Source organism: Streptomyces sp. B3I8 (assembly GCF_030816915.1).
Lineage (GTDB): Bacteria > Actinomycetota > Actinomycetes > Streptomycetales > Streptomycetaceae > Streptomyces.
Map to the genome: position 1 here is coordinate 3439107 of NZ_JAUSYN010000002.1, position 21036 is coordinate 3460142.

A 21036-nucleotide genomic window follows, 5' to 3' on the forward strand; every position below is an offset into this window, starting at 1 on the left:
GTCCGTGAACTCGGACGCTCAGAGCTGCTGGACGTCCAGCTTGCCCTCCGCGTACTGCCTGCGCAGCACCTTCTTGTCGAACTTGCCGACACTGGTTTTCGGGACCGACTCGATGATCGTCCAGCGTTCCGGCAGCTGCCACTTGGCGACCCCCTCCTCCGCGAGGAACGAGCGCAGGGAGGTGAAGTCGGCGGTGGCGCCCTCCTTCAGGACGACGGTGGCCAGCGGGCGTTCGCCCCACTTGTCGTCCGGGACGGCGACCACGGCGGCTTCGGTGACGTCCGGGTGCGACATCAGCGCGTTCTCCAGGTCGACGGAGGAGATCCACTCGCCGCCGGACTTGATGACGTCCTTGGCACGGTCGGTGAGGGTGAGGTAGCCGTCGGGGCTGATGGTGCCGACGTCACCGGTCTTCAGCCAGCCGTCCTCGCTGAACTTGTCGGCGGGGCGCAGCGGTTCGGCGTCCGGGCCGTTGTAGTACGCGCCCGCGATCCAGGTGCCGCGCACCTCCAGCTCGCCCGCGGACTCGCCGTCCCAGGGCAGCCGCTCGCCGCCGGGGCCGGTCAGCCGGGCCTCGACACCGGCGGGGAAACGCCCCTGGGTGAGCCGGTAGGCGAACTCCTCGTCGGTGCCGACGGCGTGGGCGGGCGGCCGGGCGACCGTGCCCAGCGGCGAGGTCTCGGTCATGCCCCAGGCGTGGCAGACCCGCATGCCGAGCGCGTCGAACGCCTCCATGAGGGAGGGCGGACAGGCCGAGCCGCCGATGGTCACCTGGTGGAGCGAGGAGACGTCCCGGGGGCGTGCGGTCAGCTCGGCGAGCAGTCCCTGCCAGATGGTGGGGACGGCGGCCGCGTGGGTGGGGCGCTCGGCCTCGATCATCTCGGCGAGGGGCGCGGGCTGCAGGAAGCGGTCCGGCATCAGCATGTTGACGCCGGTCATGAAGGTGGCGTGCGGCAGCCCCCAGGCGTTCACGTGGAACTGGGGGACGACGACGAGGGAGGTGTCCTGGTCGGTGAGGCCCATCGACTCCGTCATGTTCACCTGCATGGAGTGCAGGTAGACCGAGCGGTGGGAGTAGATGACGCCCTTGGGGTCGCCGGTGGTGCCGGAGGTGTAGCACATGGCGGCCGCCCGGCGTTCGTCCAGCTCGGGCCAGTCGTACGCGGCCGGCTTCCCGGCGATCAGCTCCTCGTACTCGTGTACGCCGGGGCGCACGCCGTCCAGCGGTGCCCGGTCACCGGGCCCGGTGACGACGACGTGCTCGACGGTCGGGAGGTGCGGCAGCAGCGGGGCGAGCAGCGGGATCAGGGAGCCGTTGACGATGATCACGCGGTCGGCGGCGTGGTTGACGATCCAGGCGAGCTGTCCGGCGGGCAGCCGCAGGTTGAGCGTGTGCAGCACCGCGCCCATGGAGGGGATGGCGAAGTAGGCCTCGACGTGCTCCGCGTTGTTCCAGGCGAGCGTGGCCACGCGGTCGTCCTCGCGGACGCCGAGGTCCTCGCGGAGCGCGTGGGCGAGCTGGGCGGAGCGGACGCCGATCTCGGCGAACGACCGGCGGTGCGGCTCGCCCTCGCCCGTCCAGGTGATCACCTGGGAGCTGCCATGGATGGTCGTCCCATGGGTCAGGATCCTCGAGATCAGCAGCGGTACGTCCTGCATCGTGCTCAGCACGGCGTCCTCCCGGGGCGGCGACATTGCCTGCGCGGATGGCCGCGCGGGAATGCGCGGCGGTAGGGGTTGGGCTGATTCTGCTCACATACCGCGCGGTATGTCACTAGCGGCTTGAATGATCGATCAATGCGCCCCGGGGCTCGGAACGGAGACGGAAGCGGAGGCAGGGGACGCGGGCGGGGACACTGAGCACGGAGCCCCCGGCCCCTTCCGGGGGGTGCCGCCGGACAGGCCCTAGCGGACCGGGCTCAGTTCCGGGTCCTCGCGGAGCTTGCCGAGCGCCCGCGACACCGCCGACTTCACCGTGCCGATGGAGACGCCGAGCACCTCCGCCGTCTGGGCCTCGCTCAGGTCCTCGTAATACCTGAGTACCACCATCGCCCGCTGCCGCGTCGGCAGCTTCAGGATCGCGCGCCACATCGCGTCGTGCAGTGCCTGCTGCTCGGCCGGGTCCGTGGCCGGCGTGAGCTCCGGCTCGGGCAGTTCCTCGCAGGCGAACTCGTCGACCTTCCGCTTGCGCCACTGGGAGGTACGGGTGTTCACCAGCGCCCGGCGGACGTACCCGTCCAGCGCCCGGTGGTCCTGGATGCGCTCCCACGCGACGTACGTCTTGGCCAGCGCCGTCTGCAGCAGGTCCTCCGCGTCGCTCGGGTTCGCGGTGAGCGACCGGGCGGTGCGCAGCAGCAGCGGCTGGCGGGCCGCCACGTACGCCGAGAACGACGGGTACGACGGCTGCGGCAGGGTCTGCCGGGCCGGCGTCGCGGCGGCCGAAGCGCTGGTGCAGACGGGTGTGGTCATGACTCAACGCTAGGAGCGGGCCCCACCCCGGCGGATCGGCCGCAGGTCCCGAAGCCGTGTCCCCCTCAGGTTGTAGGAAGGGGGAGGGCCCCACCTCCTACAGGTGGAGGAGGACTACTGCGGGTACTCAGGGTCGACCCCTGAGAAAGGACTACGAGTGGGCCGGATCGGCCCGGTCGACCGGAACGGACCAGACGGCCCGGTCGACCGGAGCGACCCAGTCGGCCCGGTCGACCGGAGCGGTCGGACCCGCCGGGTTCCCTCGACCCGGGCCACCGGGGCGTCGACGAGGTTGCGGTCGATGAGCAGGGTGCGGCCGCCGTGCCGCTCGCGGACGTTCCCCGCGTACTGGTGGATCCGCCGCCCGCGCCACGCGCTCCGCCGCAGCGCCGGTTCCCCGTACAGCCGGGGCGCGCCGCGCCAGCGGGCGAACCACATCACGGCGGGCAGGTCCTCGACTCCCGCCCGGCGGGCGCCCTCGATGTGCCGTACGCCCGTGTCGGCACTGCTGTAGAAACCCGGCAGGTACCCGCTGTTGCCCACCTCGCGGTCCCAGGCGCGGACGAAGGAGAGCACACGCCGGGCGCAGGACTTCTTCCGACGGTCGTACGACTCGACGTCCAGGTAGAGCGCGCTGCCGGTCAGCAGGCCGAGGGCGTGCGCCCGGCGCACGGCGTCGCGCCCCTCGGCCGTGCCCTGCCGCGCGGGGTGCCGTCCGATCGCCACGTGCCGTTTGACGCCGCTGCTCACGCAGGGCGCCTGCGAGCCGGCGTACACCGGCAGCAGGCGCCAGCCCATGCGGTCCACCGCGCGCACCCAGCCGGGGGTGAGCCGGGGCTGGGGGCAGGCGCGGCCCCGGCCTCCGAAGTAGATGCCGAGGGCCCGGTAACGGGAGGTGCGCCAGCGGGTGAGCGTGCCGGTGGAGGGGGCGCCGCAGGTGTCCATGCCCCAGCCGCGGAAGGTGACGGTGCGGGCGGCAGCGGGAGCAGGGACGGAAGAAGGGACGAGGACGGAGGCGGGCACCGAGGCAGGGACGAGGGAGGAGGCGGGGGTCCCCGGCACCCCGGCCCCGCACAGGAGTGCCCATACGACGCAGACCCCGACGAGCCCGGTCCACCCCCTCCGGAATTCCCCCCCACGGAATCCGCTCCCGCATTCCCTCCGCCACCGCGCCCACACCCCGACCTCGCCGGGCACCCGTCCCCACGTCAGGTCCCGACCGCGTCCCCAGCCATCACACCCACGTTCGCGCATGGCCCGAGTGAACGTTTCCGCCCGCCTCCCGGCGGTCCGCCACACGCGGCGTTCAGCCGTCCGCCGTCAAATCGGCCCCGATGTGGGGACCCGCTCCGCGCGTCGGCCGCGGCCCGGCGCCACCGCGGCGACACGTCCGCGCGACGCCACCGCGGCGAACGTCTGCGCGGCGGCACCGAAGGCACCGCCGCGCAGACGTGTCACAACCCATGAGGCGCACCCTGTACAGACCCTCGGGACCGGCCGGCGACCGTCGGCCCCGCACCGCTCACCACAGAGGGGTGAAGTGGACGACCACGTTCTCGTTCCCCTGGTTGACGGTCGTGAACGCGGACCCGTTCACCTGGGAGGTGTTGCTCTGATTGGCGGCGCCGGCGCCGAGCGCCTGCTGTTGTGTGGTCGCCGAGTTGCCGTCGTTGTCGAGGCCGGTCCCGCTGCCGCTGACGGTCGCCACGGCCGCGTTCGCTCCGTCGTCCGCGGCGGCGCCGTTGTCCGCGGTGGCGACGCCCGTGAGGAGGGCGGCGGCCAGCGGCAGGGCAGCGACGACGGCGAGGACGCGGGCGGTACGGATGCTTGCCATGTTCTTCCTCCAGAAACGGGAGTACGCACCGGCGAAGGCCGGACGCACATGAAGTACGGACACACATGAAGTACGGCTTTTCTCCGGGCAGTTGGCCGACCGCCTCGGAGCTCTGCACGACGTCGCGGCTCAAAGCTGCCCGACCGCATCGCGACGAACCATCCCGGAAGCCGTGATTCCCTCCGAAGCGTGAGGACCAGTCGACAAACCCCCGTCACGATCTTTCTCACACGACGCGCCCGGGCAGAAGAGCACGGCGATCCGCCCACCCCGCAGAGCCCACCAAGCCCTCCCAGGAGGCGAAAGGTTCCGCCGCAGGACCGGCAGCAGCACCCCCGGGACGGCCGCGCACGGCGGCGCATCGCCCGAACGGCCGCGGCGGAACCGCTCAGCGCCCGGAAATCCCCTTCCCTTTCTCGAACGCATGTACGAAAATCGATCCATGGCCACCATCGACCGGCAGGCCACCACCATGGCCCTGGCCCACGCACTGTCCGCCGCCGAGCGCGGCCTGGCGGTGATCCCGCTGTCGCGCACGAAGCTGCCGGCCCTGCGCTCCCCGCACCGTGACCGCTCCGCCCCCGACCGCCCGGCCGGCCCGCCCTGCCACGGCGAGTGCGGCCGCTTCGGCCACGGCGTCTACGACGCCTCGACCGACCCGCGGCGCATCCGGGCGCTGTTCGCCGCCGCCCCCTGGGCCACCGGCTACGGCATCGCCTGCGGGCTGCCCCCGCACCATCTGATCGGCGTCGACCTGGACACCAAGTCCGGCACCGACTCCACCACCGCGCTGCGCGAACTGGCGCTGCGCCACCTGTTCACGATCCCGCCGACGGTGGTGATCGTCACCCCCAGCGGGGGCCGCCACCTGTGGCTGACCGGACCGCCGGACGTCGCGGTCCCCAACTCCGCGAGCAGGCTGGCCCCCGGCATCGACATCCGGGGCGCCGGCGGCTATCTCGTCGGCCCCGGCTCCCGCACCGACCACGGCGTCTACGAGACGGCACCGGGCGCGGCCCACCTGTCGCCCGCCCCCTGCCCGTCCCCGCTGCTGCGCCTGTTGCTGCCACCGCCGCGTCCTCACCGTGCGGGCAGTCCGGGCACCGGATCACACCCGCCCGACGCGCACGCCCGCGCCCACCAGGGCGACGGCCTGATCCAGTTCGTCCTGACCGCCCACACCGGCCAGCGCAACACCCGCCTCTTCTGGGCCGCCTGCCGCGCCTACGAGAACGGCCTGGGCCCCGCCCTGACCGCCGCCCTGATCGACGCCGCCGTCCACACCGGCCTCACCCTCCGGGAGGCCCGCTCCACAGTGGCCTCGGCGGCCCGCATGACGCCCCGCCGTACCTGACTCGTCCACCTGACCGACCGGCCCGCCGCCCCCGCACACGGCCCGCGCGGCCCATGGAATCAATCCCGCACCCGCAAGAGCCCCATGACCGCCTCCTCCGACCAGTGACCCGCCACGCCCGGACAGGACGCGAGGTACGAGACGACCGCCCCCGCGTCCCACACCCCGGCCGAGAGCAGCCCCTTCGCCAGGTGGCGCAAGTACGCGGCCGAAGGCGGATTCCACCGGACATCGTCCCCTCCCCAGGGGGCGGTGAAGGTCAGCACCGGCGTCCCGTCCACCTGACCGGCGCACACCAGCGTCTCGTAACGTCCCTCGCCGAGGGCCGCCGTCCCCCGGGTCAGCACCTCGGTGAGATCGATCTCCGCGCCCGGCTCCCGGTACATCTCCTGCGCCGCGATGTCCGCGAACTGCTCCGCCGTCACCAGATGCGCCCTGGCCCACACCCGCCCGCCGGCGCGCGGATCGTAGAACGCCCTCCCGCCGCCCCACACCGGCGACTCGGTCGCGAAGTACAGGGCGCCGCCCAGTTCGACCGCCACCGAACGGACCGGCATCCGTGGATCCCGACACCCCGGACAGACCCTCGCCGCCCCGACCGGCCGCCCACCCCGGATGTAGCACGCGAGACGGTCCACATGCGTGTTGGAGCCGTACGCCGTGTACCAGACACGCTCGGGGCGGAGATCACCGGGAAGCGTCGAGTCGATCTTCTGCAACACGTTCACGCGTAGATGCTCGCCTGTTCCCACCCCGTCCGTGCCCGAAGTGACGGTGCGCAGGAGAGAACGAGCGCCGGGGTAGACGGTGGTTTGAGGCAGTAGTGAAAGGTGCGCACCGGTTGGGTCATTGAAGTGCAGCTTTGCCGAACAAGGCAGAAAATCGCCCTGTATGCGCCGGGTTTCCGGCGCTCACACTCGAGAAATGGCGGTTCCCGAAGGCATCAGCCGACCTCAGTGTCTGTTGTGTTCTGCAAGCGGGCCCGACGTTCGTGAACGAGGCCGCTTGGTACCCCTGTCGGCCGATCTCTGCGACGAGTGCTGGAATCGGGTCGCCAACGAGTTGGCCACGGCAGAGGGAGCCATCGCGGCCCAGGAGCCCACACCGGGCCCGGACGACGTGGAATGGATCGAACCCCGTACGTGCCGACGCTGTCACGCCGCCGTGCGCTGCTACCCGACCAACTACGACCGTTGGGTGGAACTGGCTCCCTTCGAACTGCCGGCGAAACAGGTGCCGCCGAAGCATCGTTGGCGCCTGGTGAGCCGGACCGCCGCACACAGCATGACCGAAGTCGTGAGGGTGGCGGTACGGGTCGGCGCGATCGACCCGACCCCCGGAGAGCCCGTGGTGCCCGCCCATGAGTACCTGTGCACGAGGCAGAACCCCTGATGCCGCGCCCCGACCGTGCCCGATCGAGCGGGAGACCGCGGGGAACACCGGGCAGTCACGGGCACCGGACACGTGAGCGGCCCCCGACCATCAACCCTGGTCAGGGGCCGTTCTCACTGCTCAGCACGCGGAGGCGGTGGGATTTGAACCCACGGTCGTGTTGCCACGACGACGGTTTTCAAGACCGTTCCCTTCGGCCGCTCGGGCACGCCTCCTCCGCGCTGCCGCGAGGGCGACAGCGCGGGTACAGGTTACCGGCCCGCCGTCGGGCACGTTCGGGTGCCGTGGTGCGGGGGTGGGGTCAGCTGTCGCCGACCCGCTTGCCCAGGGTGAGGTCGACCGTGTGGGTCTTGCCGCCACGCTTGTAGGTCAGGGCGACCTTGTCCCCGGGACGGTGGGTCCAGATCTCCCCGATCAGGGTGGGGCCGCTGTCGATCACCCTGTCGTCGAGCTTGGAGATGACGTCGCCGGACTTGAGGCCCGCCTTGTCCGCCGGGCCGTTCGCGGTGACCGCGTCCGAGCCGTTGACGCCCTGGTCGGTGATCTTCGCGCCGCCCGTGCCGTCCTCCAGGGAGACCGACGCGCCGATCACCGGGTAGACCGGCTTGCCGGTCCTGATCAGCTCCTGGGCGACGTACTTGGCCTGGTTGATGGGGATGGCGAAGCCCAGGCCGATCGAGCCCGCCTGGCCCGAGCCGCCGCCCAGACCCCCGCTGCTCGACGACTGGATCGCGGAGTTGATCCCGATGACCGCGCCCCGCGCGTCCAGCAGCGGGCCGCCGGAGTTGCCCGGGTTGATCGACGCGTCCGTCTGCAGCGCGCTCATGTACGAGGTGCTGCTGCCCGACTGGCCGTCGCTCGAGGCCACCGGGCGGTTCTTGGCGCTGATGATGCCCGTCGTCACCGTGTTCGAGAGGCCGAAGGGCGCGCCGATCGCGATGGTCGAGTCGCCGATCGCCACCTTGTCGGAGTCGCCCAGCGTGAGCGGCTTGAGGTTGGACGGGGCGTTCTTGAGCTTGATGACGGCGACGTCGTAGCCCTGCGCGTGGCCGACGACCTCGGCGTCGTACTTCTTGCCGTCGGGGAAGGTGGCCGACAGCTTGCCGCCCTCGACCGCCTCCGCCACCACGTGGTTGTTGGTGACGATGTGGCCTTCCTTGTCGAAGACGAAGCCCGTACCGGTGCCGCCTTCGCCGTTGCTGCCCTCGGCCTCGATGGTCACCGTGCTGGGCAGCGCGCGGGCCGCCACCCCGGCCACCGAGCCGGCGGCGCGCTTGACGTCGCCGCCGCTCTGGGAGGCGGAGACGGTGGTGGAGCCGGAGGAGTCGTTGTCCTTGGCGAGCGTGTAGCCGAGGGGCCGCCGCCGAGGCCGCCCGCGACCAGCGCGGCGACGAGGACCGCGGCGACCAGGCCACCGCGGCCGGACTTCGGCTTCGGCGTCGGCTGGTAGCCGGAGCCCCAGCCGCCGCCCTGGCCGTCATCGCCGCCGTAACCCGGCGTGCCGGGGGGCGGGGGCGGCCAGCCGGCGTCGACGGGGGACGAGGCGGTGGCCTGGGCGCCGGGCGCCTGTCCGTAGGGGTCGGCGGGGCGGCCCGGCGCACCGGCCGGCTGACCGGGGGCCTGGGCCTGCGGCGGTTCCCCGTAGCCATGACCGGAGGCCGTCGGCCCTGGCGGCGTGCCCGGACCGGAGGCAGCGGGAGCGTCCACCGGCACGGGAGGTGCTGACGGGGCCGGGGGTACCGTGGTGCCCTCGTTCTCGGTGCTCACAGCTTCTCTCCTCGATCCACGGCTGTTGTTCTCGGTCGTACTTCGGCCACGCTCGTCCCACGCTCGCCGAACGGTCCGGCGCGATGCAGCTGTGCAGGTGCTTGTATGCCGCCAGCTTTTCCCATGGACCGTCAGGGCACCATAAGCGGTACCTGTGGGTCTGCCCCACGGCCAACCCTTATATAAGACCAGTAAGACTAAACGGACTCCCGACCCCGCACCGCCCCCGCGGGCTGCGCGATCCGCCGGGCAGGACGCACGATCCGACACGTACCCCGCACCGGTGGCACCATGACGCGATGACCCACGCACGCCGGCACCCGATCCAGGTCGTCGCCCACCGCGGAGCCTCCGAGGAGGCGCCGGAACACACCCTCGCGGCCTACCGCAAAGCCATCGAGGACGGAGCCGACGCCCTCGAGTGCGACGTGCGGCTGACCGCCGACGGCCATCTCGTCTGCGTCCACGACCGTCGCGTCAACCGTACGTCCAACGGGCGCGGTGCCGTCTCCGCCCTGGAGCTCGCCGAGCTCGCCGCCCTTGACTTCGGCTCCTGGCACCGCCACGACGAGACCCCGGACGAGGCTCCCGACTGGGAGCACCGGCCCGAGGACCGGGGGGACACCTCCGTCCTCACCCTCGAGCGGCTGCTGACCCTGGTCGCCGACGCCGGGCGCCGGGTGGAGCTCGCCGTCGAGACCAAGCACCCGACCCGCTGGGCCGGTCAGGTCGAGGAGCGGCTGCTGCTCCTGCTGAAGCGGTTCGGGCTGGACGCGCCCGCCTCGCCCGAGGAGTCCGCGGTGCGGGTGATGAGCTTCTCGGCGCGGTCGCTGCACCGCGTACGGGCCGCCTCACCGATGCTTCCGACCGTCTTCCTCACGCAGTTCGTGACGCCCCGGATGCGGGACGGACGGCTGCCCGAGGGGGTCCGGATCGCGGGCCCCTCGATCCGGATCGTACGCAATCACCCGGCGACCGTCCGGCGCCTCAAGGAGGCCGGGCACCAGGTGCACGTGTGGACCGTGAACTCGGCCGAGGACGTCCGCCGCTGCGTCGACCTGGGCGTCGACGCCATCATCACCAACCGTCCGCGGGCCGTACGGGAACTGCTGGACCGCTGAGCCGCGGGCGGCGCCGCTGCCCTCCGCTCCTTGGGCGGGCGCCCCGGTCTGTCACGGGGAGTGCACCGGCGCGTTCGGTCCGTGTCCGGCCACGAAGAGTGACCCGTCGCACGTCGGCCGGTCGGTTTCCGGCCCATTGCGGTGGGGCATCCACTCCGTGGCGTGGGGTGAAGGAGGTCTCGGGGGTGGCGTTGGTGGTGGCACAGGAGGTGCCCGCGTCGTCGAGCATGGCCGTACCCCATGGCCCTGCGGGCGTGGGGCAGGCAAGGCATCGGATGCGGGCGCAGTTGCGCCGCGGGGGCGTATCGGAAACGGTCATCGACGATGCCGTACTGATCCTTTCCGAACTTCTCAGCAACGCCTGCCGGCACGGCAGACCCCTCGGCGACGCCCTCGCCGGGGACGGTGACGTGCGGGCCGCGTGGCGCGTCGACCCCCCGGGGCGGCTCACGGTCGAGGTGACGGACGGCGGCGGTCCGACGCGGCCGGTTCCGGCCACGCCGTCGGTCACCGCGCGTGGCGGACGTGGTCTGAACATCATCACGGCGCTGGCCCACGACTGGGGCGTACGGGACGAAGCGCACGGTGAGGTCACCGTCTGGGTCGTCGTGCGGGACGACGTCGATGCCGCGCGCCGCCGTGAGGACTTCGCCGCGCGGGTCGCGGTGTCCTCGGTCCCTCGGGCGTCGTAGGCGACGAAGCGACGGCCCGCGGTCGGGGGCTCGTGGCCGGTCGCTCGGTCGTGGTCCGTGCCGGTGCCGGCGGCCGTGCCGGTGTCGGCGGCCGTGCCGAACGTCGTGTGCCACGCTTCCCCTTTGTCCACAGGTTCCCTTCGCCGCCCGTGCGAGCGGCTAGGCTCGCGCCCGTACGAGACGAGCCGTGACCGGGAGACACCGACGATGGCCAAGAAGCGACCCCAGACGAAGGCCGACAGGCACCGGACCGGCGGCGGGGTGAGCGCCGGGGCGGACATTCCGGTCGTCGGCGCCCGGGAACCCTGCCCCTGCGGCAGCGGCCGCCGCTACAAGGCCTGCCACGGCCGGGCCGCCGCGCACGCGGCGACCGAGCTGGTGCAGCGCCCGTTCGAAGGGCTGGCCGGCGAGGGCGACTGGGTCGCCCTGCGCGAACTGGTCCCGGCCGCCACGGCCGAGCTGACCCTGAAGGACGGTCTTCCCGAGGGTGTCCCCTCGGTCACCCTCGCCACCGTGCTGCCGATGGCCTGGCCCGCGCTGCGCCGCGACGACGGTTCGGTCCTGCTCGGCCTGCAGAACGACACCGCGTCCGGCGACATCAGCCGCGACCTCGCCGACACGCTGGTCCGCGCGCTGACGGCGGAGCCCGGCACCTCGGTGCCGAGCCGGCGCGCCCCGGCCGACGGCCCCCGGCTGCAGGACGTACTGGACCCCGGGGCCACGTTCGTCCCGGCGGTGCACACGGGATTCGAGTTCTGGGTCCCGGACGCGGAGAACGCCTCGCCCGAGGTGACCGCGTCCCTGGAGCGGGCCAACGCCGCGGCCATTCCCACCGTACGGCTGGAGGGCCTGGACGCCGCCTACTGGTGCCGTACGCCGGAGAAGAACCACCTGCGCTGGGTCATGCCGCACCCGGAGGAGCAGCTCCTGGACGCGCTCGCGCGGCTGCACGCGGCCGGGCGGTCCGGGCTGGGCGAGGGCACCCGGCTGGTGGGATCCTTCCGGGCGCACGGACTGGTGGTGCCGGTGTGGGACCTGCCGAGCGAGATGACGGCACAGGACGTGGAGAAGCCGGCCACCGAGTTCGCCGAGCACCTCGCGGAGGCGCTCGCGTCGACGCGGCCGCTCACGCCGGACGAGCGCCGGGCGCGCGGCGGCCTGACGAACCGCCAGGTCACCCTGAGCTGACACACCGCCCGGACGGTGCCGCCGGACGGCCGCGGACCGCACCGCCCACGACGGCGGGGCGGGCGGGACGCGCGTGTCGCCGGCCGCGTGCCGACGGCTGTGCGACATCGGCTCTGCGACGTCGATCGCGTAGCGGAGGCCGTGCGCCGTCGGCCGTGCGGCGTCGGCAACAGCTGCCCGGTGGGAACCGACGACTCAGCCGCCCCACCGGGTGACTCGCGTCACAACTGCCGCTTCCGACAAGCACATCCGTGTCCGAATAGGCGAGATCGAATTTGCGAACCGGCGATCTCTTGTTACCGTTCCAATAGCCCGGTTGCTGGTGCATCCCCCGTCGCCAGCAACCGGGTCTTTTCATGCGCCCGGTGACCTGCCCCGGAACCGCCCCCTCCGCCAACTTCCCTCCCCCGTAACGCCGTTGCCCGGCGGGGCGGCGTCGCGCCGTACGGCCCGCCCGGCGCGCGCCGGAGGGTCACTCAGGACCGCGCCGAGCCGCTTCCCACGCGCAGCAGCAGCGGTCCGTCGTCGGCCGCCGCGTCCCGCGCGAACTCCGCCATCGCCTCGTAGGCGCCGGGCTCGCCGTCCGTGCGCTGCCGGGGCGTCTCGCAGGTCCCCGGCTCGTCCCCCGCGCCGATCGCGCAGGTGATGCGTACCGCTCCGCCGCCCGGCTTCAGCAGGCTCAGCGAGGTGCTCAGCGCGCGGCCGGTCGTGTTGCGGTAGTAGGCGCGCGCCCAGGTCTCGGCGCCCTGCGTGAACACACAGGTCTGTGCCTCGACGCCGTCGGGCGAGGTGAGCGAGGGGCCGCAGCGGGCGGCGGTGGCGAGCCCGAGGCCCAGCAGGTGCGGCGAGCGGGCGGGCGGGGCGCCCGGTTCCTCGGCGTCCCGGTGCGGGGCGGCGGCCCCGCTGTCCCGCACCCGGTCGGCGTCGTCGACACGGTCGCCGACGGGACCCGCGGCGGCCACGGCCAGCGGGAGCAGTACCGCCGCCGCCAGTGCCACCACCAGTGCGGCCAGCCGGACCCGGGGATCGAGTCCCGGCGGCGGCTCGGCGCCGTGCCGGCCCCGGGTGCCGCGGGCACCCCGCGACTCAGCCGGTGCCCGTTCCCGCCCGTGCCCCTGGGACCGACGCGTTCCGTGCCCCCCGGAAGTGCGCTTCATGGGGGCGAACATAACGAGCGCGCGGAGCCGGCCGGCCCGCCGCGCGCACGACACCCCTAGAACTCGGGGGCGCTCACACCCGTACGAGTGAGGGCCTCGACCGTGGCGTCCGCCACAGCCTCCACGTCCGGCACCCAGGGCGCGGCCGACCCGGGCAGCGGCGCCCGTTCCCAGCGCACCCGCCCGTGCCCGGTCGCGGAGGGCGGCAGCGCGATATAGCCGCCCTCGCCGTGGAAGCGGAGCGAGCCGGGGACGTAGTCCTGGGCGTAGAGCAGCTCGCCGAGCTGCTCCAGGGAGTACGGGGCCACGAGGATCGCCCAGCGGTTCGGGGCGGCGACGACCGGGCCGATCCTGATGCCCTTGCGGTCCAGGGTGGCCAGGGCGCGGGCCGCCGCGGGGGCGGGCAGGCTCACCGCGCAGGGCGCGCGGCCGCCGGTGGCGAGCACGATCGGCGCCGTCGGCCGGTTGGTCCACCACCAGCGGACCATGCGCGCGTCGGTGGTGGCCGCGAGCAGCCCCGGGTCGAACGGGTGAGCGCCCGGCACCGTGCACTCCGGGTCGGGGCACCCGCAGCGGGCGCGCCCCTGGGGGTCCGGTGCCACACCCGGGAGAACGGGCCACTGCCACTGGGTGGCGAAGGTCAGGGCCGCACCGAACACCTCAGGCTCCCTGTCGTTCGGCCTGGACAGGAACCTGCGTAGCCTTCCGGGAATCCCGCGCATGAGCGCTCGTTCCTTTCCGTTGCACGCCGGCAACACCGAGGGCTGCATTCACCACATGGTCATTCACCACATGTGTCGATCATCGCGCTGTGCGTACCTGCTGCTGTGCGTACTCGCTGGAGCATCACGCCCCTGTCGTGGACAGGGGGAATCCGTCGGGGCCGAGCCCGGCCGGGTCCGCGGACCGTGGGCACGAAATCCGCGAGGGTCGCGGTGTCCATACTGCGTCTGTCAAAAGCACGGGCATGGCGCGGGGGTGGCGACGCCTGGCGAATTGCCGTCGCACTGTTGCTCGCCGCCTCCGCCGCGGGAGGATGGGGCTCGGTCGTCGGTGGATAGGACGCCCGGGTCGGCCACCAGGTTCCGGGCGGCTCTTCGCCGCTCCCTGGGCCTCACCGGGTACGTACCCACCCCGACCGCTGTGACGCTCCGTCGAACGAGGCCAGTCGACCGCAATACGCCGTTGCCCGAGTCAGTTTCAAGCCAACTTCGTGTTCCCGCAAGCGACTCCGCAGAATCCGCGGATCGCCGGGACAATCCCGAGGCCAGCCGCACCACCGGTCTCATGGACACCAGGAATCCCGGCAGGACAATGCTGGACATCCCCTCACGAGTGCGTGTACATGTGGAGACACTGCCTGCGACGCAGAATGACATGGGGGTTTGCGATGCTTTCGTGCAGTACGCACCAGTCGGAAAGCCGGACGCCATGACCGTCCCTCACCTCCCGAAAGTGGCCGGAATCGATTCCACGGTTCCGGCTCCCGCTCACACTGTCGCGTCGGCCGCCCCGCCCACGGGCCCTTCGCCCGGCACCACGGGTACCTCTTCGGCCACCTCCCACACCACCGGTCCGGGCGCTCTCCTCCAGGACCGCCTCGCCGGCTGGGTCTCCGACCTCACCACCCTCCACGAACTCACCGAACGGCTGGTCCGCACCGACTCGCTCGCCGCCGCCCTGGAGGAGCTGCTGCGCGCCGGGTCCGCCCTCGTGGGTGCCCGCCGCGGCCTGGTCGTCCTGGAGCCCCGCGACGGGCTGGGCCCCGACACCACCCTGGGCCTGGGCCTCGGCCGCGCCGACCTCGGCCACATCGAGACCGTGCCGCGCAGTTCGACGGCGTACGGGAAGATCCTGGACGGCCTGCCGGGCGGCGAGGGCGAGATCGCGCAGCCCGACCTGTTCGCCGAGGACGGACTCGACCCCCGCCACCGCGAGGTGGCCGCCCGCCTCGGTTACGCCGCCAGCTACGCCCTGCCGCTGGCCGGCGAGGCGGCCGGGCGTCTCGGCGCCGCGGTCTGGCTCTATGACGAACCCGCCGAGCCGACCGCCCGCATGCGCCACCTCGCGGGGCTCTACGTCCGCTGCGCCACCGAGCACCTCGCCCGGCTCGTCGAGATCGAACGCACGCGCGGGTGCATCGCGACCCTCTCCGAGGAACTGCTGCCCTCCCGGCTCCCCCGGGTCCCGGGCGTGCAGCTCGCCGCCCGCCGCCGCAGCGGGCCGCGCGGCGGCGGCGACTGGTTCGACGCGCTGCCGCTGCCGGACGCGGCCCTCGGCCTCGCGGTCGGCTCCGTCACCGGGGCCGGGCCCGGCGCGGTCGCGGCCATGGGCCGGCTGCGCGCCAGCATGCGGGCGTACGCCGTGATGGAGGGCGAGGATCCGGTCGCCGTCCTGTCCGACCTGGAGCTGCTGCTGCGGCTGACCGAGCCGGCCCGCTCGGCCACCGCGCTGTTCGCCTACTGCGAGCCCGCGCTGCGCCGGATCACCCTGGCCGGTGCGGGACACAGCCCCCCGCTGGTCGTCGGCGAGCGGCGCACGGAGTACGTCGAGACCTCCCTGTCGGCGCCCCTGAACATGCTGGCCTGCTGGGAGGCGCCGAGCGTCGAACTGACGGCCGAACCGGGAGAGACGGTTCTGCTGTACACCGACGGGCTGCTGCAACGCACCGGCGATCCCATGGACCGCGCCTTCGCCCGGCTGCACGCGGCGGCCGCGAGCGTGCCCCGGGGGATGCGCGCCGACGCGGCGGCGGTCGCGGACCACGTGCTGCGCACCGTCCTGCCGGACGGCCTGGACGCGACGGGCGGCGCGGAGGACGTCGTGCTGCTGGCGGCGCGCTTCGAGTAGCGGAGCTCCCCGGGCGGGGCAGCCGGGCCCCGGTGGCCGGGCCCGGCCGAGAGTCTGCCGGGGCGGCCACCGGGCGTGGCGCCCGGTACGCCCCCGGTCGTAGCCGCCGTACGCCCACGCGCCCCGGAACGGCTGGGCGGTACGACCGTACGATGGAAGCGGCCCAGTGCCGTACCTAGGAGGAATGACCGTGGCGGACGAGCTCTCGGAGATTCCGGCGACCCCGGAGACCGTGGCGGACGAGGCTGAGGCAGCCGAGTCCGAGGAGCCCATCAAGCAGCGCAAGAACAGCCTGTACCCGGGCGTGTCCGACGAACTCGCCGAGAACATGAAGTCCGGGTGGGCCGACACCGAACTGCGCGACCTCGCGCCCGTCCCGCAGGCCGCCGAGACCGCCGCACGCCGTGCCGCGCTCTCCGCGCGCTTCCCGGGCGAACGCCTGGTGATCCCCGCCGGCAACCTGAAGACGCGTTCGAACGACACGGACTACCCCTTCCGTGCCTCGGTCGAGTACGCCTACCTCACCGGCAACCAGACCGAGGACGGCGTCCTGGTCCTGGAGCCCAGGGCCGACGGCCACGAGGAGGCGCTGTACCTGCTGCCGCGCTCCGACCGCGAGAACGGCGAGTTCTGGCTCTCCGGCCAGGGCGAACTGTGGGTCGGCCGCCGCCACTCCCTCACCGAGTCCGAGAAGCTGTACGGCATCCGCGTCTTTGACGTCCGCGAGCTGACCGGGAAGCTGCGCGAGGCCCGCGGCCCGGTCCGCGTCGTACGCGGCTACGACGCCGGCGTCGAGGCCGCGCTCACCGACAAGGTCACCGCCGAGCGGGACGAGGAGCTGAAGGTCTTCCTGTCCGAGGCGCGGCTGGTCAAGGACGAGTTCGAGATCGCCGAGCTGCAGAAGGCCGTCGACTCCACCGTGCGCGGCTTCGAGGACGTGGTGAAGGTCCTCGACAAGGCGCGGGCCACCGGCGAGCGCTACATCGAGGGCACGTTCTTCCTGCGGGCCCGCGTGGAGGGCAACGACGTCGGCTACGGCACCATCGCCGCGGCCGGCCCGCACGCCTGCACCCTGCACTGGGTCCGCAACGACGGCCCGGTCCGCGCGGGCGACCTGCTGCTGCTCGACGCCGGTGTGGAGACGCACACGTACTACACCGCCGACGTCACCCGCACCCTGCCGGTCGACGGCCGCTTCAGCGACATCCAGCGGAAGATCTACGACGCGGTGTACGACGCCCAGGAGGCCGGCATCGCGGCGGTCGGGCCGGGCGCCAAGCACCGCGACTTCCACGACGCCGCCCAGCGCGTGCTCACCGAGCGGCTGGTGGAGTGGGGCCTGGTCGAGGGGCCCGTCGAGCGCGTGCTCGAACTCGGTCTGCAGCGCCGCTGGACCCTGCACGGCACCGGTCACATGCTCGGCATGGACGTCCACGACTGCGCGTCGGCGCGGGTGGAGTCGTACGTGGACGGCGTGCTGGAGCCCGGAATGGTCCTCACCGTCGAGCCGGGGCTGTACTTCCAGACCGACGACCTGACCGTGCCGGAGGAGTACCGGGGCATCGGTGTGCGGATCGAGGACGACATCCTGGTGACCGAGGACGGCAACCGGAACCTGTCGGCCGCGCTGCCGCGCCGCTCCGTCGAGGTCGAGGCGTGGATGGAGTCGCTGAAGCGCGCCTGAGCCACACCAGGTGCCCGAGGGTTCGGGGGCCCGGGGGCCCGGCGCGGCCCCCGGGTGCCCGGAGCGCGCTCGTCGGTGCGACGTCCCGGCGCCGTTCCTGGGCGCGCGGGCGGACAAGGCCGGGTGGGACGGTGTTCAGACCGCGGCCAGGGGCGCGCCTTCGCGCCACTTCAGGATCTTGTCGAAGCTCACCACAGCACCGCTGTGCCCGGGCTTGTTGCCGATCTGCACATGGTCGGCGAGCTGCTGGATGAGGCCGAGACCCCGGCCGTTCTCCGCGTCCGCGCGGGCGGCTCGCACCGGCGGGCGCGCCCGGCCCGGGGAGAACCCGGGACCCGAGTCGGCCACCTCGATGCGGCACTTCTCTCCGTCCAGGTAGGCGGTCACCCGGTACTCCCCGCAGCCGCGGCCGCGCCCCCGGTCGCCACCGTGTTCGACCGCGTTCGCGCACGCCTCGCTGAGCGCCACGGAGAGGTCGTAGGAGATGTCGGGGTCGACACCCGCGGTCTCCATCGCGCCGACCAGCAGCCGCCGGGCCAGCGGCACGCTCGCGGCCTCGCGCCGCAGATGCAGTGACCACCAGATGCTCATGCTCCAGCCTCCCGGCCGCGGCTCGACATACGGTTACGTATTGCCACGACTACCCGTGCGCAATCGCCCGATCACGCCTCCGTCGCCCGTGCGGCGGTGTGCGGCCGGGCCGATCGGTGTATGCCGGACGGCAGGACGGCACATACCGCACCTTGTGGACCTGCCGCGTGGGGCCTGTGGGCACAGTGCGATGATGAGGCCGCCATGACTGCCCCCTCTCGGCGCACGACGCGCTCCGGAGCGGACCTCCGGATCCTGCGGGCCGCGGTGTTCACCGCGGTCTGTGTCGTGCTGGCCGCCGCGGGGCACGGGCTCGCCTCCCGCGCCGCCGTCCCGCCGTGGACGCTGGGCGTCGGGTTCCTGACGATCTTCGCCGTCGCCCTGCCGCTGGCCGGGCGCGAGCGGTCGCTGCCCGGCATCGCCGCGGTCCTCGCGGTCGGACAGGCCGCGCTGCACACGCTGTTCGGACTGGGCGGACACGGCGCCGGCACCGCCATGAGCGGCATGGCCGGCATGCGGGGCATGGCGGGGATGTTGAGCGCGGAGGGCCCGGCAGGCACCGCGCCGGGCACGGTGTCCGGCACCCTGGCGCACGGCGCCTCCACCGCCGACGCCGAGCTGGTGGCACGCGCCGCCCGGCTCCTGTGCGGCGGCACCACGGCGTCGATCACCCCGGCCCAGGCCCACCGCCTCCTCACCGACGCGCGGATCGACACCGCGACGACGGCCTCGGCACACCATCCGGCCGACGCCCTCGCCACCGGCGGCTGTTCCTCTCCCTTGTTCGGCATCCTGCCGTCGCTGCCCATGCTGCTCGGCCACGTCCTCGCGGCCGTCGTCGCCGGCTGGGTGCTGCGCCGGGGCGACCTCGCGCTGCTGCGGCTGATGCGACTGTCGGCGTACGGGGTCGGCGGGGGCGCGCCCGGACGTGCCCTGCGCACCGCTCTGGCGTACGTCCGCGCGCTCCTCGCGGGGCTTCCGGGCGCGCCCGGACGGGGGCCGGTCGTCCCGTGCGACGACCTGACCGCCGCGTCACCGCCGCGCACGGCGCTGCTGCAGCACTCGGTGATCCGGCGCGGCCCGCCGGTCGCCCACTCCGTCGTCCTCGCCGCCTGACGCGACGCGCACCCACGCCTTTTCGTTCCGCTCCGCCGCTCCGCAAGGAGAGGGGGACGGGCGGACGGGGAGGGGCCTGCCGCCGTCGTGCGGTACGCGCGCGTGCCCCTCCGCGGCGCACGCCCGCCCCCCTTCGATTCCCGTTCCGGATTCCGCGTCGGCGGGGTCCGTCTCCAGTGGAGTGCTGCGCATATGAAGGTCACCAAGACCGTCCCGGTCACCACCGCCGCCCCGGTCGCCACGGCCGCCCCGGCCGCCCGCACGTCGTCGAAGCTGCCTCGGGTCGCCGCCGCCGGCGCCGCCGCCGCGCTGGTCGTCCTCGCCGTGTCGACGCCCGCGTTCGCGCACGTCACCGTGCAGCCCGAGGGACAGGCGGCCAAGGGCGGGTACGCCGTCGTCGACTTCAAGGTCCCCAACGAGCGCGACAACGCCTCGACCACGAAGCTCGAGGTCAGCCTGCCCGCCGACCACCCGCTCGCCTCGGTCATGCCGGAGCCGGTCGAGGGCTGGAACGTCAAGGTCACGACGTCCAAGCTCGCCAAGCCGATCACCTCGCACGGCCAGAAGATCAGCGAGGCCGTCTCCAAGGTCACCTGGACCGCCACCGGCAAGGGCATCGAGCCGGGCTACTTCCAGAAGTTCCCGCTCTCCGTCGGCGCCCTCCCGGACGACACCGACCAGCTCGTCTTCAAGGCGCTCCAGACGTACTCCAACAAGGAGGTCGTCCGCTGGATCGAAATCCAGAAGGAGGGCCAGGAGGAGCCGGAGAACCCGGCCCCGGCCCTCACCCTCTCCGACGCCTCCGACGACAGCCACGGCTCCGCCGCGAAGGGCGCCTCGACCGCCTCCGGCTCTTTGGACGACTCGGCCGCCAAGGACAGCGCCGCCGAGTCCGACGACAGCAGTGACACCACCGCACGCGTGCTCGGCATCGTCGGCATCGTCCTCGGCGCCGGGGGCGTCGCGTACGGGGTGCTGGCGGGCCGTCGCCGGAGCGGCGCCGGGGCCTGACCGCCACGAGCAATCCACCATCGGTGCGGCGCCGGGGGTCGTACGACCGTGCCACCCCGGCGCCGCGCCGAAGCCCTCACCCTGGGAAACACCTGATGCGCATCACAGACACAGCCCGTACCGCCCGTACGTCTCGTACGTCTCGCACGTCTCGTACCAAGTACACCGCCACCGCGGCGGCCTTCCTCGCCGCCGCCGCTCTCACCCTGACCGCCTGCGGCTCCGGTGACGACGCGAGCGATCCCGTCGCCGTCGTCTCCGAGGACTCCTCCTCGAAGGGCGCCGTCACCGTCCTCGACCAGCCCTTCGAGAAGCCGGACCTCGTCCTCACCGACACGCACGGCAAGAAGTACGACCTGCGCGCCGAGACCCAGAAGCGGCCCACGCTCGTCTACTTCGGCTACACCCACTGCCCCGACGTCTGCCCCCTGACGATGAACAACATCGCGGTGGCCAAGAAGCACCTGTCCCGGGCGGAGCAGGACAAGCTCCGCGTCGTCTTCGTGACGACCGACCCGAAGCGGGACACCCCCGCCGAACTCGGCAAGTGGCTCAAGGGCATCGACCCCGACATCGTCGGTCTGACCGGTGACTTCCCGAAGATCCAGGCCGGCGCCCGCAGCCTCGGCATCAGCATCGAGCCGACGACGAAGGACAAGAACGGGAAGATCGTGTCCACGCACGGCACACAGGTCATCGCGTTCTCGCCCAGGACCGACGCCGGCTACCTGCTCTACAGCCAGGACGCCACGGTCGACGACTACACGAAGGACCTCCCGAAGATCGTCCAGGGGCAGAAGCCGTGAACGG

General features: G+C 72.9%; 18 protein-coding genes, 1 tRNA gene and 1 pseudogene. 10 read left to right on the plus strand and 10 right to left on the minus strand.

Going from position 1 to position 21036, the window contains the following annotated elements:
• Window positions 1–18: 18 nt before the first annotated feature.
• The 4 genes from QFZ64_RS17405 to QFZ64_RS17420 form a co-directional block, all read right to left on the minus strand.
• Complete coding sequence (locus QFZ64_RS17405; RefSeq protein ID WP_307066757.1) at window positions 19–1695, minus strand: long-chain fatty acid--CoA ligase; 1677 nt, start codon at window positions 1693–1695, stop codon at window positions 19–21.
• A gap of 210 nt (window positions 1696–1905) precedes the next feature.
• Window positions 1906–2469 (minus strand): SigE family RNA polymerase sigma factor, encoded by a 564-nt coding sequence (locus tag QFZ64_RS17410; protein WP_307066759.1) that lies wholly within the window; start codon window positions 2467–2469, stop codon window positions 1906–1908.
• A 114-nt stretch (window positions 2470–2583) separates the two neighbouring features.
• Window positions 2584–3492 carry a DUF1906 domain-containing protein gene (locus QFZ64_RS17415; RefSeq protein WP_307066761.1) on the minus strand — a complete coding sequence of 303 codons (909 nt, stop codon included), beginning with the start codon at window positions 3490–3492 and terminating at the stop codon, window positions 2584–2586.
• A 499-nt stretch (window positions 3493–3991) separates the two neighbouring features.
• On the minus strand, window positions 3992–4303 hold the full coding sequence (locus QFZ64_RS17420) for a hypothetical protein (RefSeq protein ID WP_307066763.1): 312 nt from the start codon (window positions 4301–4303) through the stop codon (window positions 3992–3994).
• A gap of 442 nt (window positions 4304–4745) precedes the next feature.
• On the opposite strand from QFZ64_RS17420, the gene QFZ64_RS17425 reads away from it, so the two are divergent.
• A complete protein-coding gene (locus QFZ64_RS17425; protein WP_307066764.1) occupies window positions 4746–5657 on the plus strand; it encodes a bifunctional DNA primase/polymerase in 912 nt (303 codons plus the stop codon).
• Between the two features lie 59 nt (window positions 5658–5716).
• Here QFZ64_RS17425 and QFZ64_RS17430 read toward each other — a convergent pair whose 3' ends face one another.
• Complete coding sequence (locus QFZ64_RS17430) at window positions 5717–6385, minus strand: histone deacetylase (RefSeq protein WP_307066766.1); 669 nt, start codon at window positions 6383–6385, stop codon at window positions 5717–5719.
• 277 nt (window positions 6386–6662) lie between these two features.
• Here QFZ64_RS17430 and QFZ64_RS17435 point away from each other — a divergent pair, with 277 nt between their 5' ends.
• Window positions 6663–7049, plus strand: coding sequence for a DUF6083 domain-containing protein (locus QFZ64_RS17435; protein WP_307066768.1), 387 nt, complete (start codon window positions 6663–6665; stop codon window positions 7047–7049).
• Between the two features lie 128 nt (window positions 7050–7177).
• Here the strand turns inward: QFZ64_RS17435 and QFZ64_RS17440 are convergent.
• Window positions 7178–7264, minus strand: a tRNA-Ser gene (locus QFZ64_RS17440).
• A gap of 86 nt (window positions 7265–7350) precedes the next feature.
• Window positions 7351–8816 (minus strand): annotated as a pseudogene (locus tag QFZ64_RS17445) (trypsin-like peptidase domain-containing protein).
• 299 nt (window positions 8817–9115) lie between these two features.
• Here QFZ64_RS17445 and QFZ64_RS17450 point away from each other — a divergent pair.
• The 3 genes from QFZ64_RS17450 to QFZ64_RS17460 all read left to right on the plus strand — a co-directional run bounded on the left by QFZ64_RS17450 (window position 9116) and on the right by QFZ64_RS17460 (window position 11817).
• A complete protein-coding gene (locus tag QFZ64_RS17450) occupies window positions 9116–9937 on the plus strand; it encodes a glycerophosphodiester phosphodiesterase (RefSeq protein WP_307066770.1) in 822 nt (273 codons plus the stop codon).
• Window positions 9938–10122: 185 nt separating this feature from the next.
• Entirely contained in the window at window positions 10123–10629 is a 507-nt protein-coding gene (locus QFZ64_RS17455; protein WP_307066772.1) for an ATP-binding protein, read from the plus strand.
• 207 nt (window positions 10630–10836) lie between these two features.
• Complete coding sequence (locus QFZ64_RS17460; RefSeq protein WP_307066774.1) at window positions 10837–11817, plus strand: DUF5926 family protein; 981 nt, start codon at window positions 10837–10839, stop codon at window positions 11815–11817.
• Window positions 11818–12293: 476 nt separating this feature from the next.
• Here the strand turns inward: QFZ64_RS17460 and QFZ64_RS17465 are convergent, their stop codons facing one another.
• Window positions 12294–12974 (minus strand): hypothetical protein, encoded by a 681-nt coding sequence (locus tag QFZ64_RS17465; RefSeq protein ID WP_307066776.1) that lies wholly within the window; start codon window positions 12972–12974, stop codon window positions 12294–12296.
• A gap of 56 nt (window positions 12975–13030) precedes the next feature.
• Window positions 13031–13696: a bifunctional DNA primase/polymerase gene (locus tag QFZ64_RS17470; protein WP_307066779.1), complete on the minus strand. Its 666-nt coding sequence runs from the start codon at window positions 13694–13696 to the stop codon at window positions 13031–13033.
• A 592-nt stretch (window positions 13697–14288) separates the two neighbouring features.
• Between QFZ64_RS17470 and QFZ64_RS17475 the strand changes: the two genes are divergently transcribed.
• Window positions 14289–15824 carry a PP2C family protein-serine/threonine phosphatase gene (locus tag QFZ64_RS17475; RefSeq protein WP_307071743.1) on the plus strand — a complete coding sequence of 512 codons (1536 nt, stop codon included), beginning with the start codon at window positions 14289–14291 and terminating at the stop codon, window positions 15822–15824.
• A gap of 184 nt (window positions 15825–16008) precedes the next feature.
• A complete protein-coding gene (locus tag QFZ64_RS17480) occupies window positions 16009–17508 on the plus strand; it encodes an aminopeptidase P family protein (protein WP_307066781.1) in 1500 nt (499 codons plus the stop codon).
• A 135-nt stretch (window positions 17509–17643) separates the two neighbouring features.
• Here the strand turns inward: QFZ64_RS17480 and QFZ64_RS17485 are convergent, their stop codons facing one another.
• Window positions 17644–18099 (minus strand): ATP-binding protein, encoded by a 456-nt coding sequence (locus tag QFZ64_RS17485; RefSeq protein ID WP_307066784.1) that lies wholly within the window; start codon window positions 18097–18099, stop codon window positions 17644–17646.
• 204 nt (window positions 18100–18303) lie between these two features.
• Between QFZ64_RS17485 and QFZ64_RS17490 the strand changes: the two genes are divergently transcribed.
• The 3 genes from QFZ64_RS17490 (at window position 18304) to QFZ64_RS17500 (ending at window position 21032) form a co-directional block, all read left to right on the plus strand.
• Window positions 18304–19215 carry a hypothetical protein gene (locus QFZ64_RS17490; RefSeq protein WP_307066786.1) on the plus strand — a complete coding sequence of 304 codons (912 nt, stop codon included), beginning with the start codon at window positions 18304–18306 and terminating at the stop codon, window positions 19213–19215.
• A gap of 192 nt (window positions 19216–19407) precedes the next feature.
• On the plus strand, window positions 19408–20226 hold the full coding sequence (locus tag QFZ64_RS17495) for a YcnI family protein (RefSeq protein WP_307066788.1): 819 nt from the start codon (window positions 19408–19410) through the stop codon (window positions 20224–20226).
• A gap of 95 nt (window positions 20227–20321) precedes the next feature.
• Window positions 20322–21032, plus strand: a complete 711-nt coding sequence (locus QFZ64_RS17500) for an SCO family protein (protein WP_307066790.1) — start codon at window positions 20322–20324, stop codon at window positions 21030–21032.
• The last annotated feature ends 4 nt before the right edge of the window (window positions 21033–21036 follow it).

Coding starts and splice junctions, on each gene's coding strand:
- QFZ64_RS17470 (WP_307066779.1), bottom strand. CDS start 13,696: ATGCGCGGGATTCCCGGAAGGCTACGCAGGTTCCTGTCCAGGCCGAAC.
- QFZ64_RS17460 (WP_307066774.1), top strand. CDS start 10,837: ATGGCCAAGAAGCGACCCCAGACGAAGGCCGACAGGCACCGGACCGGC.
- QFZ64_RS17485 (WP_307066784.1), bottom strand. CDS start 18,099: ATGAGCATCTGGTGGTCACTGCATCTGCGGCGCGAGGCCGCGAGCGTG.
- QFZ64_RS17500 (WP_307066790.1), top strand. CDS start 20,322: ATGCGCATCACAGACACAGCCCGTACCGCCCGTACGTCTCGTACGTCT.
- QFZ64_RS17410 (WP_307066759.1), bottom strand. CDS start 2,469: ATGACCACACCCGTCTGCACCAGCGCTTCGGCCGCCGCGACGCCGGCC.
- QFZ64_RS17495 (WP_307066788.1), top strand. CDS start 19,408: ATGAAGGTCACCAAGACCGTCCCGGTCACCACCGCCGCCCCGGTCGCC.
- QFZ64_RS17465 (WP_307066776.1), bottom strand. CDS start 12,974: ATGAAGCGCACTTCCGGGGGGCACGGAACGCGTCGGTCCCAGGGGCAC.
- QFZ64_RS17480 (WP_307066781.1), top strand. CDS start 16,009: ATGACCGTGGCGGACGAGCTCTCGGAGATTCCGGCGACCCCGGAGACC.
- QFZ64_RS17420 (WP_307066763.1), bottom strand. CDS start 4,303: ATGGCAAGCATCCGTACCGCCCGCGTCCTCGCCGTCGTCGCTGCCCTG.
- QFZ64_RS17475 (WP_307071743.1), top strand. CDS start 14,289: ATGCTGGACATCCCCTCACGAGTGCGTGTACATGTGGAGACACTGCCT.
- QFZ64_RS17450 (WP_307066770.1), top strand. CDS start 9,116: ATGACCCACGCACGCCGGCACCCGATCCAGGTCGTCGCCCACCGCGGA.
- QFZ64_RS17490 (WP_307066786.1), top strand. CDS start 18,304: ATGACTGCCCCCTCTCGGCGCACGACGCGCTCCGGAGCGGACCTCCGG.
- QFZ64_RS17425 (WP_307066764.1), top strand. CDS start 4,746: ATGGCCACCATCGACCGGCAGGCCACCACCATGGCCCTGGCCCACGCA.
- QFZ64_RS17405 (WP_307066757.1), bottom strand. CDS start 1,695: ATGTCGCCGCCCCGGGAGGACGCCGTGCTGAGCACGATGCAGGACGTA.